The following is an 11,973-nucleotide window of genomic DNA, read 5'->3' on the forward strand; positions in this document are numbered from 1 at the left end:
TGCCCAAGGGTTGCGGTCTTAGACAGTAGAGGATTATAAATAAAATAGAGGCGTTTGCATCATGATATATAGATATTTGTCATCTAGGAGGATTTGATTCATGGCAGTAACAGACCGGCAAAAAATAGTAGATAGCGTCCCGCAAAAGGGTTTCTTCGGACATCCTAAGGGACTTTTCACCCTTTTCTTCACAGAATTTTGGGAGCGTTTCTCTTATTATGGCATGCGAGCTATCCTTGTCTACTACATGTATTATGAAGTGAGCCAAGGCGGTCTCGGATTACCTGAAGATATGGCACTTTCTATTATGTCTATCTATGGATCGCTTGTATATATGTCAGGGATCATTGGAGGCTGGCTTGCGGATCGGCTCCTCGGGACTTCGAGGGCTGTTTTCTACGGCGGTGTTTTAATCATGTTCGGGCATATACTACTGGCTATTCCAGGCAATACCACATTGTTTTTTGCTTCGATGGTTTTAATCGTACTAGGAACGGGTCTACTGAAACCCAATGTTTCAAGTATTGTCGGCGAAATTTATAGCGAGCAGGATAACCGCCGTGACGCTGCCTTCAGCATTTTTTATATGGGCATTAACCTGGGAGGATTTCTCTCCCCACTAATTGTTGGCGCAGTAGGCATGAATAATTTCCATCTAGGTTTCTCGATTGCCGCAGTCGGAATGTTTATTGGACTAGTCGTTTATATTATGACTCGCACAAAAAATCTGGGTTTGGCCGGTACGATTGTACACAACCCTATTCCTGCAGATCAGAAGAAAAAAATCTTTACTTGGATTGGTGTAGGATTAGTTGTACTTGCGATTTTGATTACGATCGGCATTCTTACCGGAGTGCTTACCTTTGAAACATTAATAAAAATAGTAGGGGTGTTAGGCTTACTTATTCCAACGATGTACTTCATTATGATGTACCGCAGTCCCAAAACAACAGCCGTTGAACGGTCAAGAATTCTCGCATACATTCCTTTATTTATCGCATCGATTATGTTCTGGGCGATTCAAGAGCAGACTTCCACAGTTCTAGCTAGTTTTGCTGATAAACGGACCCAATTGGATTTTGCAGGTTTACACATTTCTCCTGCTTGGTTCCAATCGCTTAACCCGCTGTTTATTATCACTCTTGCACCTATATTTGCCTGGTTGTGGTTAAAGCTCGGTAACCGTCAACCCTCGATTCCGCAAAAGTTCTCGCTTGGTTTATTGTTTGCCGGTTTATCCTTCCTGGTGATTCTAGTACCTGCTTATTTCGGTGGAGCTAATTCACTTGTGAATCCATTATGGCTGGTACTCAGCTATTTTATCATTGTAATCGGGGAGTTATGCTTGTCCCCTGTGGGCTTATCAGCAACGACCAAACTGGCACCGGCGGCTTTTACCGCTCAAATGATGAGTATGTGGTTCTTATCGAATGCCGCTGCCCAAGCAATTAATGCTCAGATTGTGAAGTTCTATACCCCGGATACCGAAATGATGTACTTTGGAGTAATTGGTGGAGTGGCCCTTATCCTTGCGCTTATCCTCTTCCTATTCTCTTCCAAAATTCAGAATTTCATGAAAGGGATACATTAAAGACATCCAAAGGCTGCCCGAGATCTTCTCGGCAGCCTTTTTTGGTTTCCTATAGTTATCCAACCTCTACACCAGAAACATGGCGACAATCGTCGTGACTACCAGCCCAATCAATACATGCTTAACATTCCGTCTTGCCAGCTCAAAGGGGCTTACTCCGCAAATAGCAGCCGCCGGAATCAATGCCCACGGAATCAGCGTGCCTCCACCCACCCAAATGGCAGCTACCTGACCCAGCGCAGTTAAAGTCGCCGCATCGGAATGTGTGGCCACCGCAAACAATTTCCCAATAGACCCGGCAAGTGAAATGCCCGAGAACCCTGAACCATCTAGGCCTGTAATGGCTCCGGTTATAGTTGCGGTCACAGCACCCACTGCACCGTTCAGAGGAACGTTATGAGCTAGAGCGACCCCTAGATCATTTACAATCCCCTGAGATGCGGCGGGCAGCACTTTGCCGAATAATTCAGCAAACGCCGAATCCCCCAGATAGAAAAAAGCGGCAATCGGTATCACAGGACCAAATACTTTGAAGCCAAACGTAAGTCCATCAATCAGATAAGTAGTTACTTGCTCCAATCCTTTATTACGATGTGCCAACAAGGTTACTACAACCAGAATGAACACCGCAGTACCACCAACTAAGGCAGTTGCGTCTCCACCCTGCAAATCGAGCAGGAACATGCCTGCTACATCGGCTAAAAACAGGATGGGAATGGCGATGGCCAGCCATTGTTTCAATGCTGGATGAATCACCGCTGGATCTTCTGCCGTATCATTCTCTGCAGATAACGCACTCACGGCACTTTTCCCGGCAATAAGCCCGTCTCGCCAAGTTCCCTTCTTCTGATCTCTGCGCATCATCCAATACGCCGTTATCGTAGTCACCACGCCCATAACAATTACAAGCGGAACACTCGCCTCCATGACACTGGTCACCGGAAGTCCGGCCGCATCTGCTGTTAGTTTAGGTGCACCTTGAATAATGTAATCACCTGAGAGCGCAATCCCGTGGCCAAATAAATTCATTGCCATCGCCGCTCCAAGAGCCGGCAGTCCCACTCGAATGGCAACCGGCAGCAGCACAACCCCGATCAAGGCCACTGCGGGTGAAGGCCAGAAGAACCATGAGGTGACCATCATAATCAGACCGATCCCCCAAAAGGCTATGAACGGTGTGCGCAAAAAGCGGGTAAGTGGAGCAACCATGATTTCGTTAATCCCCGTGCGTGTTAATACCCGGCTCATGGCTACTATGATCGAAATAATCATGATCGTACCCATTAGCTCCTTGGTTGCATATACAAAAGAGTTGAATACACCTGTGACCGAACCACTGACAGTTTCTGTGGCTAACCACCCAAGTACAAAGATGCCCGCAATACAGATCATCGTTGTGTCCCGTCTCTTGATCAGAAGTGCCATTATAAATACGATAAATGCCAGATATACATAATGGAGCGCTGTTAACTGGATGCCCATCTCTGCACCACACCCTTCTCCTACTATCCGAGTGCTATATGGTATGCAGGGGTGTAGGCTAATGTTCAGTAGAAATGGGCCTAAAACAGCAAAAGAAGCCGTCCCGCGCGTAGAGAAAATCTACGTATGGGACGGCTTCTTAATGTTTCTTAATTAGAGATTATTATTTAGCTACAACTCCGCCATCAACCGGCAGCTCAACACCTGTAATGTAAGAAGCTTCATCAGAAGCCAAGAACAATACAGCTTCAGCTACTTCAGAAGCACGTCCAACACGTGGCAGCGCAGTCTGAGACATAAAGAAGCTATGCATTTTTTCGTTATTTACAAATTCAGCACTCATTGGGGTTTCGATAAATCCTGGGTGAACAGAGTTCACACGAATGTTATCTTTACCAAAGTCTACAGCTGCTGCTTTACTAAGCATACGAACTGCACCTTTTGAAGCTGTATAAGCACCAGCACCGCTGCTGCCAGTCAAACCTGCGATGGATGAAATATTAACGATGGAACCACCTTTATTGTTCTTCATTTGAGGAACAACATGCTTCATGCCAAGGAATACGCTGCTCACGTTGATGTTCATTACTTTGTTCCATTGATCAACAGTGGATTCGAGCAATTGAACTGGGAATGAGATCCCTGCATTGTTTACCAAAATGTCGATTTTCCCGAACTTGCTAATCACATCTTCTACAACCTTGATCCAGTCTTCTTCGGAAGCCACATTATGTGCATAAGCTGCTGCTTGACCACCATTTGCTTCAATTTCCTTCACAACTGCTTGTACGGCAGCCTCGTTAATATCAGTGGCTACAACTGTAGCACCTTCTTTGGACAATAAAAGGGCTTCTTCACGGCCCATGCCGCTGCCTGCACCTGTAATAATTGCTACTTTATTAGTTAGACGATTCATAATTAGGTCTCCTCTATAATCGTATTGTGATATAATATTTGAGTGATGATAGTCACACTATCACTGTGATATACATCATATCATTTTTACAAAAGAACTACAACCACTCCTTGCTTAATCCAATAAACGGTGGATATAATACTAATAATTGAAAATCCCAATCAAAAAATGGAAGGGTCTAGCCCTCATGAATCCTAAAACACGATACGAAAAAGAAAGATCCGATGGTAAGCAGCAACGATTAATTACGATCCTCGAATCCGCAGAACGAGTATTATCACAAAAAGGAATCGAAAAGTCGACGATGCAAGATGTCGCAAGCGAAGCCAATATCGGGATTGCGACGTTATTTCGCTATTTTCCCAGAAAAGAAAAACTCGTAGTGGCTGTAGCCACCCGAATGCTGGAGCCTATGCTCGATCATTTTAAATACGTAGCGGACTTGCCCCTTACTTGTCTTGAACAAATCGAGAAATTATTTGATTTCTTTATTCAGGATCAAAATCATCTAAGTATTATTTTTATGGTCAATTTCGAAAGCTACGCCTCACACTCAAGTGAACCTATTGAGGATGTTCTGAGCTTCAATGCACTCAACCGCAAAATTTGGCATGAATACTCCAGGATCATTCAAAATGGGGTAGAAGACGGCTCTATTCGTGCGGGTCTCCCCGTAAAAGAAACCTTAATTACGCTCATGAATAGCTTTGCCCTCTTTTCCAGAAAACTAACGATGAAAAAAAACATTCTCCTGCTGGAATCGGATCTAGACTCCGACGATCAGCTTGAGCTGCTTAAACAAATTTTTCTGGATCATTTAAAAGCCTAAAAAGCGCCAGTTTCCTTAGAAGGGGAACTTGGCGCTTTTTCTATAGTCAAACAAAAAGAGACATTTCCGAGGAAAATGCCTCTATCCAGATTCAAGTTGCGACCTATATACTGCCTTCGTTAGCTAGTGAAACGGGCAGGTTGCGACGGGTGATTGTTGATAAAGAAAACGAGGGCTGAAATCATATTCTTTTAACGTACGATCATGCCAAATCGGTGTAGACGAAGGTGACATAGGCGGAATCAGCCAGGACCAGCGCCCTGAGACTTGGCGCCCCTGCTCGTTCTCCTGTTGCTGGAATCGAACAAATTGATCTGCTGCTGTATGGTGATCCACGATGCTGACACCTGCTTGCTTGAAGGAATGCAGCACTGCGCGATTCAGCTCAAGAAGCGCCCGATCCTTCCAAAGCGTTGTGTTGCTGGAGCGATCCAGTCCCATCACATCAGCTATAGCCGGCAAAGTGTTGTATCGTCCAGTATCCCCCAAGTTACGCGAGCCGATTTCAGTCTCCATGTACCAACCGTTAAAAGGAGCAGCCGTGTACAGAATACCGCCAATTTCCAACTGCATGTCCGTGATAATGGGTACAGAATACCAACGGAGCTGAAGCTCAGCAAAACGTTCAATTTCAGGATGTGTTAACGGTACCTCCTGAATGAGGTGATCAGGAATAGGGAAAACGTAAGGATGCCCGTTGCCAATACTGATCACTAACGGCAACACATCATAATCGCCACCTGTTCCTTGCCAACCTAGTTGCTGGCACATTTTTGTGAATTCATCCGATGCCGGATCGCCAGCGCGTCCGTGTTCTTCATCGCCAGGATACCCGGCATAACGAATCAATTGGTGGTTCCAGATCCGAATCCGCTGATTCGGATCTTCTCCGCTGCGGAAGACCGTGATGAGTGAACGAATACGTCCTCCGTTGTTCGCCTTTTCCAGATGTCGCAGCAACGCTTCAGCAACTTGTTCCTCAGTCTCTACTTGGCGTTCATCGATTAGCTCAATGGATTGCCAAAAAAGACGCCCAATGCAGCGGCTATTATGGCGCCAGGCCATTCTTGCACCATGCGCTAATTCTTCCGTTGTATGTGTGTAACTGCCTGATTGGTTAATTTCCTCATGTACGGCTAGAATGCGATGATCCGTCTCGGCTTCAGACTTATCTAGTTCAGCGTAACATTGTCGAATGAAAGCTTCCGCCTGCCGGGTTAATTCTTCGATGTGCTTGCCATTCATATCCCTTATCCCCCATCTAAACCCTTGCTTAAACTCTCAATCCAGTATAACATCCCTCTTCCTATGCCACATCTTTCAGGGAAAAGCGCATAAGAACAACCCGTGAAGCTTGGAGCTTCACAGGTTGCGGCAGGAACATTTAGCGCACTGAACGTTTCCCTTGCTTATTCAATGAGGCAAGTCTGCTCTTATCCTCGGTCAACAGTTCTTCAGCCAACTCCACACCTTGAGGACCTAGCCAGTCCTGAGCTTGCTGAATCGCCTGCTCAGTATGTGCCAGGCGGTTCTCAGCCTGTGCCAAAGTCTGTTCTGTTGGATGACTAAGTGCCTGAGAGACAGAGAAATGAAGCTTGCCCAAAGAATTTTTGGCTTGAGTTACATTGTCATTCGCTTGCAGACTGGAATCGGGTTGTTTCATAAATGAAATACGCTCCCTTCTGAAATGCGCCTGTTCTCTTCTAGCATGGTTTGGGTGAAGTCATCTTATGCATTCACTATCTACTGGATAATGGATTGCATAAAGGACGTCATTTCATTACTCGCTTTATTCAGGCGCTCAATGACTCCGCTGAATTCAGTGACCAATTCTGCTTGTGAGTGTGAAGAAGCAGAGATCGCTTCAATTTCTTGCTCCATTTGCTTAATGGACTTTTGAACATCACTCAGTGATTTTTCAATATTATGGGTTGCTTCTTTAGTGTTAACGGACAGTTTGCGTACTTCCGTAGCAACCACCCCAAAACCAGCCCCTTGCTCTCCTACACGAGCAGCTTCAATTGCCGCATTCAGCCCAAGCAGGTTCGTCTGCTCAGAAATCTCACGAATGAAGCCGGCAACCTTATTCACTTCTTGTGATTCCGTTACGGCTCTACGCGTATTATCTAATATTTGCTGCGAAGTAGCTGATAACTCCTGAGATTGGGCAGCTACGCTCTGCACCATCTCCATTAGATGACTGCTTATCTCATTAATCTCATCTGTGAATCCTTCAAGCTTATTCTCGTTCTCTAGTGTATAGGCAATGGCAAAAACCCCGATTACATCATCATCCGTTCCGTAGATAGGTACACATGTTGAGATTACAGGAGCTCCATAAATTTCTGCTGGGATTCGGTTAGAGCTTGCTATACCTTTCAGTCCATTTGAAAGCGACAGATCTTCAGGAGGGATAGGGTTACCCTTAACCAATCCGAGATCAATAACTTTACTTGGTGCGTAATAATGGAAGATCTCCCTGTCCGTGATTCCAATCATAATATCCTGCGAGTGAATCTTTTTGAAATAAGGTGCTGCGAGGACTAAGGCATCGATAATACTCATCTCTTCATCTCCCATATTAAAAAAATGTATATGTAGTTTTATCGTCACAATGGGTTATTAAATGAATATTGTCATAGTAGAGTAACAATCCCCGCGTATGATTTGTTTATGAATACTATTAGCAGACGACAATTTCTACAGAAAAGCGCTCAAGTAACTCTAGGCCTTCTTGGAACAGCTGGTGCATCCGGCATCTATTCACATTGGATCGAACCCTACTGGCTGGAAATCAAACATGTAGATATTACACTCCCTAGACTTTCTCCAGCCTTCGATAGATTTCGTATCGTTCATTTTAGTGATTTACATCAGGGGGTATATTCCAAGCCGCAAGCTTTAACGGAGTTAGCGCAGCAAATTCAACATGTAAAGCCAGATCTGATCTGCTTCACCGGCGATTTATTAGATCATTCAGCCGATTATATTTCAGAAGCCGTAGCCTTGTGCTCTCAGTTGCGGGCTCCTTTTGGACAATTTGCAGTATTAGGCAATCATGATGCTTTTGGGACCAGAAAGGTTGTAACGAAAGGGCTAACACAATCGGGCTTCCACGTGCTCCATAATGAACATATCGTCCTAACCCAAGGTACGGACAAGCTCTATATTGCCGGAATAGATGATCCTTGGGTCGGAAAAGCAGACATCGCCCAAGCGCTGCTTCATATCCCGGAAGAGGCTTGCACAATTCTCCTGGCCCATGAACCTGATTTCGCCGATGACTTTTGTAAGCTGCCTATAGATCTGCAATTGTCTGGCCATAGCCACGGAGGCCAAGTGCGGTTTCCATTTGTCGGAGCTTTATATACCCCGCCTCACGGAAGTAAATATTCAAGTGGGTTATATCAACTGCCCAACAGCCAACTTCAGGTCTATACCACTCGCGGGATAGGAGTAACTCGTATGCCTGTTCGTTTTAATTGTCGTCCCGAGCTCACCGTAATTACTTTACATTCTTAATGCTAGTGTCTTAATCGTACAAAATGGTTAAAAAGTATATACCTTTTGCATATCTATGCAACAACACTGTAACCGTCTTTGTAATCAAATCTATTTGGGACCTAGGTATAATTGTAGGAGTGATAGAGGAAAAAATATCATATTGCAACTACATAAGCCCATCCTTGGGAAGGAGAGATTAAGTTATGAATAAAAGTATGAAATGGACCTCAGCCATCTTGGCTGCTGGAGTATTGCTTGGAGGGTCGGGACTAGTAGGAGGAACTTCAGTTCAAGCCGCAACTACCGGAGGAAATACGGTAAAACAAGCCGCACAGCAACCCTCTGTAGTGCTTAAATATAAAGGCCAGACCTTATCGCAGCAAGCGAAAATAGTAAACGGCAACACCATGATCCCTTTAACTGTACTACGGGATGCTTTTGGCCTCTCCATTAACTATAATGCAAGCACCAAAACTTATAGTGTAGGCAGCGATTCCATGAAGCTGGACATGGAGGTCTCAGATTACGGTGTTAGTACAACCCTGAATGGCTATTACATTTATAGCATGACCGGCAGTCATGATGTGAAGGTCATCAACGACCGGATTTATGTTCCGTTCAAACTCTTGTCTGACTATTTAGGAGTGCAAGGCGTTTATAATCCTTCATTGAAATCACTTGATCTAATTAAAAAAGTAATGAATGACATCAAAATTACCTCTGAAACCTTAGATAAGAGCAATAAAAATGCTAGTATCAAAGTACAGTATCCAAAAATCAGTGGCTTAACGGATGAAGTGCAGACTAAGATTAATGCGATCTTCAAAAAGCAAGCTGAACAATTCGTCGCAGAGAGTGAAGAACAGGCTAGCCGTAGAGATGGTACTATAGAGAATAAATATGACTTCTCTCAAACTTTTGTTGTCTCCTTTAACCGTGAAGGGGTTCTGAGCATCGTGACTGATCAATATGGCTATACTGGTGGAGCACATGGTGGAGCCCTTCGTGAAGGATTTACCTTCTCGCTGAAAGACGGCAAACCAATTGAACTTAAGGACCTGCTGAAGGCAGAGCCAAACTACAAACAAAAATTAGATAAAATGTTGAAGGAAAGCACCAAGGAGCTAGCTTTTCCAGATACACCTGGCGGACTAACAGAAAAACCAAACTTCTACGTTTCCGAGAGTGGCCTTGCAATCTTCTACCAACAGTACGAAATTGCCCCTTATGCGGCTGGAATTCCTACGTACACCTTTAATTTCAGTTCAATATTACCAAAGGGAACTAACCCATTCGCTGCCTTCAAATAAACTTCTATTGTAAAAAAGAGCGTCACAGTCATTAGGACTGGGACGCTCTTTTGGTTTTACAGCTTAGGCTTCCAAACTTCCAGCCGGGCCGAAGAATTCATAATGAATTCTGTCTTCAGCCACCTTCCATTCCTTAAGAGCCTTATATATCGCCTTCATAAAAGGAGTCGGTCCGCAGAAATAGAATTCAGAGTTTACGTCTGTTACTTCTTGCAGCCAAGCTAGATCAATATAACCTGTTTTATGGAACGTATCTCCTTCACTTGGAGTTTCATAACATACATAGGATCGTAGGGTAGGATGGGACTGCTCCAAATCCGCCACCATTTCTTTCATAGCATGCAAGCTTCCATTGATGGCTGCATGAATGTACGTTACCTCTCGTTCTGGCTGCATAGCAATTAATGTCTCCAGCATACTTACCATAGGGGTTAGTCCAACCCCACCACTGATAAGAACCACTGGACGATCACTATCTTTATTTAGTACGAAATCACCTGCTGGCGAGCTTACTTCCAATATAGCTCCCACTTGTACGACATCATGAAGGAAAGTAGATACGACTCCAGCCGGTTTATCCGGCCCTTCACCTTCCCGTTTAACTGTGATGCGGTAATACGACTGTCCCGGCGCACTGGACAAACTATAGTGGCGAACATGGGTGTATTCCTCTCCCTCAGGCTGAACACGAACCGTGATGTATTGACCCGGCAAGTAAGAAGCTATAGCCCCTCCATCCTCAGGAGAAAGGTAGAAGGAAGTAATAAGTTCACTTTCTTTAACCTTCTTAGTAACCACAAAGTTTCTAAATCCACTCCAACCCCCGGGAATTTCGGCAGCTTCACGATACTTCTCTGCTTCGACACCAATAAAGGCATCTGCGATCACGCCATACGCCTTTGCCCAAGCATCAATAATTTCCGGCGTCGCCGCATCGCCAAGTACTTGCCCAATAGCAGCTAACAAAGTCTCACCTACGATGGGATAATGTTCAGGTAATACTCCCAATGCCCGATGTTTCTCCGCAATCTGTTTTACCACAGGCAAAATATTTCCCAGCTGATCAATATTCATTGCCGCCGCGAGTACGGCGTTAGCAAGTGCAGTCTGCTGTTTACCTTCCCGTTGGTTGGCATGATTAAATATATTTAGTAACTCCGGATGATTTTCAAATAACATGCCATAGAAAGTAGTTGTGATGGTCTTCCCATGAACCTGCAATACGGGCACCGTTGATTTTATGATTTCAATGGTTTGTTGATCTAACATCTAAATACCCTCTTTCCTGCAATAAATTAATTCCTCTATAAAAAGCATATAGAAGCTGCACATCCCATAGTGTGCGTTCAATCACACGGGAAATTGAAAAAATGTGAACGATCCAATAATTGCAATGATATCCATCACAATAACGTGCCCAAAATCAAAAAAACTATCCAAGCAGCCATTATAGCTTCCGGGATAGCTTTTTATCTTATTATTTTGACAGCTCCACAAAACCTTCTCCGAATACATCTCGTACATCGTGGATGGTAATAAACGCCTCTTTATCAATGGATTTGACGATTTTCTTAAGCATAGTCACTTCCTGCTTGCTAATCACAATATACAGCAGCTCTTTAGGTGTCTTGGTATAGTACCCACGGCCATATATTACTGTGACGCCTCTATCCATAATTCCATTAACCTGTTCAGCAATTTTGTCCTGCTCTTGGGATACAATCGTAACAGCCTTCTTAGGGTTCACTCCCTCAATAATAAAGTCCATTATCTTAGTGGCTACATAGAGCATCACGATCGTAAACATCAGACTTTGTACTCCAATGATGAAATACGAAGCGAACACCACAATTAAATCGACGAGCAGTAGCGCGTAACTAACATTCCAGTCCAAATATTTATGTAGGATTCTGGCGATGATGGTTGACCCTGCAGTCGTTCCACCCACTCGTATAATTAGCCCGATACCCACACCTGAGAAGATACCCCCGAATATTGCATTAATTATCAACTCATCGCTGCCAATATTCCAATTTTTCGTAAGAATCAGGAATAACGAATTGAAAAACACCGCAATAATCGTGTATACCGTCGTAGTTTTGTCTAGAAATTTGTACCCCACAATTAATAATAAAGCGTTAAGAATCAAACTAACAATACCGGGTGACCACTGATACAAATAGTAAGTAATCATAGTCAGTCCCGTGACCCCGCCTTCACCGAACTCGTTCGGAATCACAAACAAATTAACGGCCAAGGAGAATAACAAAGCTCCTACAATGATGGAAACAATATCCGAAATACGCTTTTTCATACCATGCCCCTTCTACCCTAGATCTAT

11 protein-coding genes are annotated in these 11,973 nt (G+C 44.1%); 4 read left to right on the forward strand and 7 right to left on the reverse strand.

All coding sequences use genetic code 11. From position 1 onward, the window contains the following. Window positions 1-100 precede the first annotated feature (100 nt). The gene (locus NST94_RS28735) at window positions 101-1,591 is read left to right on the forward strand and encodes a peptide MFS transporter (protein ID WP_076191619.1); all 1,491 of its coding nucleotides are present in this window, start codon (window positions 101-103) and stop codon (window positions 1,589-1,591) included. Between the two features lie 66 nt (window positions 1,592-1,657). Here NST94_RS28735 and NST94_RS28740 read toward each other — a convergent pair whose 3' ends face one another. Further along, the gene (locus NST94_RS28740; protein WP_339281508.1) at window positions 1,658-3,073 is read right to left on the reverse strand and encodes a hypothetical protein; all 1,416 of its coding nucleotides are present in this window, start codon (window positions 3,071-3,073) and stop codon (window positions 1,658-1,660) included. A 163-nt stretch (window positions 3,074-3,236) separates the two neighbouring features. Further along, window positions 3,237-3,989, reverse strand: a complete 753-nt coding sequence (locus NST94_RS28745) for an SDR family NAD(P)-dependent oxidoreductase (protein WP_038573803.1) — start codon at window positions 3,987-3,989, stop codon at window positions 3,237-3,239. A gap of 187 nt (window positions 3,990-4,176) precedes the next feature. Between NST94_RS28745 and NST94_RS28750 the strand changes: the two genes are divergently transcribed. Next, window positions 4,177-4,818: a helix-turn-helix domain-containing protein gene (locus NST94_RS28750; protein ID WP_076181870.1), complete on the forward strand. Its 642-nt coding sequence runs from the start codon at window positions 4,177-4,179 to the stop codon at window positions 4,816-4,818. Window positions 4,819-4,941: 123 nt separating this feature from the next. Here the strand turns inward: NST94_RS28750 and NST94_RS28755 are convergent, their stop codons facing one another. The 3 genes from NST94_RS28755 to NST94_RS28765 form a co-directional block, all read right to left on the reverse strand. Further along, on the reverse strand, window positions 4,942-6,063 hold the full coding sequence (locus tag NST94_RS28755; protein ID WP_076301502.1) for a nitric oxide synthase oxygenase: 1,122 nt from the start codon (window positions 6,061-6,063) through the stop codon (window positions 4,942-4,944). Window positions 6,064-6,202: 139 nt separating this feature from the next. After that, window positions 6,203-6,481, reverse strand: a complete 279-nt coding sequence (locus NST94_RS28760; protein WP_339281509.1) for a hypothetical protein — start codon at window positions 6,479-6,481, stop codon at window positions 6,203-6,205. Between the two features lie 80 nt (window positions 6,482-6,561). Beyond that, complete coding sequence (locus NST94_RS28765; RefSeq protein WP_036682244.1) at window positions 6,562-7,383, reverse strand: methyl-accepting chemotaxis protein; 822 nt, start codon at window positions 7,381-7,383, stop codon at window positions 6,562-6,564. A 108-nt stretch (window positions 7,384-7,491) separates the two neighbouring features. On the opposite strand from NST94_RS28765, the gene NST94_RS28770 reads away from it, so the two are divergent. After that, a complete protein-coding gene (locus tag NST94_RS28770; protein WP_339281510.1) occupies window positions 7,492-8,340 on the forward strand; it encodes a metallophosphoesterase in 849 nt (282 codons plus the stop codon). A 185-nt stretch (window positions 8,341-8,525) separates the two neighbouring features. Then, the gene (locus NST94_RS28775; RefSeq protein WP_339281511.1) at window positions 8,526-9,632 is read left to right on the forward strand and encodes a DUF4163 domain-containing protein; all 1,107 of its coding nucleotides are present in this window, start codon (window positions 8,526-8,528) and stop codon (window positions 9,630-9,632) included. A gap of 63 nt (window positions 9,633-9,695) precedes the next feature. On the opposite strand, the gene hmpA is transcribed toward NST94_RS28775, so the two are convergent. Together hmpA and NST94_RS28785 are read right to left on the reverse strand one after the other, a co-directional pair. Beyond that, window positions 9,696-10,901 carry an NO-inducible flavohemoprotein gene (gene hmpA, locus NST94_RS28780; protein ID WP_076191609.1) on the reverse strand — a complete coding sequence of 402 codons (1,206 nt, stop codon included), beginning with the start codon at window positions 10,899-10,901 and terminating at the stop codon, window positions 9,696-9,698. A 208-nt stretch (window positions 10,902-11,109) separates the two neighbouring features. Continuing rightward, the gene (locus NST94_RS28785; protein WP_036682251.1) at window positions 11,110-11,946 is read right to left on the reverse strand and encodes a YitT family protein; all 837 of its coding nucleotides are present in this window, start codon (window positions 11,944-11,946) and stop codon (window positions 11,110-11,112) included. Window positions 11,947-11,973: the final 27 nt, after the last annotated feature.

This window comes from Paenibacillus sp. FSL H8-0282, from assembly GCF_037963825.1.
Classification (GTDB): Bacteria; Bacillota; Bacilli; order Paenibacillales; family Paenibacillaceae; genus Paenibacillus_AQ; species Paenibacillus_AQ odorifer.

What these genes read in the sequence shown, in the direction of transcription:
- NST94_RS28765 (WP_036682244.1), bottom strand. Translation starts at nt 7,383, where the DNA reads ATGAGTATTATCGATGCCTTAGTCCTCGCAGCACCTTATTTCAAAAAG.
- NST94_RS28775 (WP_339281511.1), top strand. Translation starts at nt 8,526, where the DNA reads ATGAATAAAAGTATGAAATGGACCTCAGCCATCTTGGCTGCTGGAGTA.
- NST94_RS28740 (WP_339281508.1), bottom strand. Translation starts at nt 3,073, where the DNA reads ATGGGCATCCAGTTAACAGCGCTCCATTATGTATATCTGGCATTTATC.
- NST94_RS28785 (WP_036682251.1), bottom strand. Translation starts at nt 11,946, where the DNA reads ATGAAAAAGCGTATTTCGGATATTGTTTCCATCATTGTAGGAGCTTTG.
- NST94_RS28755 (WP_076301502.1), bottom strand. Translation starts at nt 6,063, where the DNA reads ATGAATGGCAAGCACATCGAAGAATTAACCCGGCAGGCGGAAGCTTTC.
- NST94_RS28760 (WP_339281509.1), bottom strand. Translation starts at nt 6,481, where the DNA reads ATGAAACAACCCGATTCCAGTCTGCAAGCGAATGACAATGTAACTCAA.
- NST94_RS28770 (WP_339281510.1), top strand. Translation starts at nt 7,492, where the DNA reads ATGAATACTATTAGCAGACGACAATTTCTACAGAAAAGCGCTCAAGTA.
- NST94_RS28745 (WP_038573803.1), bottom strand. Translation starts at nt 3,989, where the DNA reads ATGAATCGTCTAACTAATAAAGTAGCAATTATTACAGGTGCAGGCAGC.
- hmpA (WP_076191609.1), bottom strand. Translation starts at nt 10,901, where the DNA reads ATGTTAGATCAACAAACCATTGAAATCATAAAATCAACGGTGCCCGTA.
- NST94_RS28735 (WP_076191619.1), top strand. Translation starts at nt 101, where the DNA reads ATGGCAGTAACAGACCGGCAAAAAATAGTAGATAGCGTCCCGCAAAAG.
- NST94_RS28750 (WP_076181870.1), top strand. Translation starts at nt 4,177, where the DNA reads ATGAATCCTAAAACACGATACGAAAAAGAAAGATCCGATGGTAAGCAG.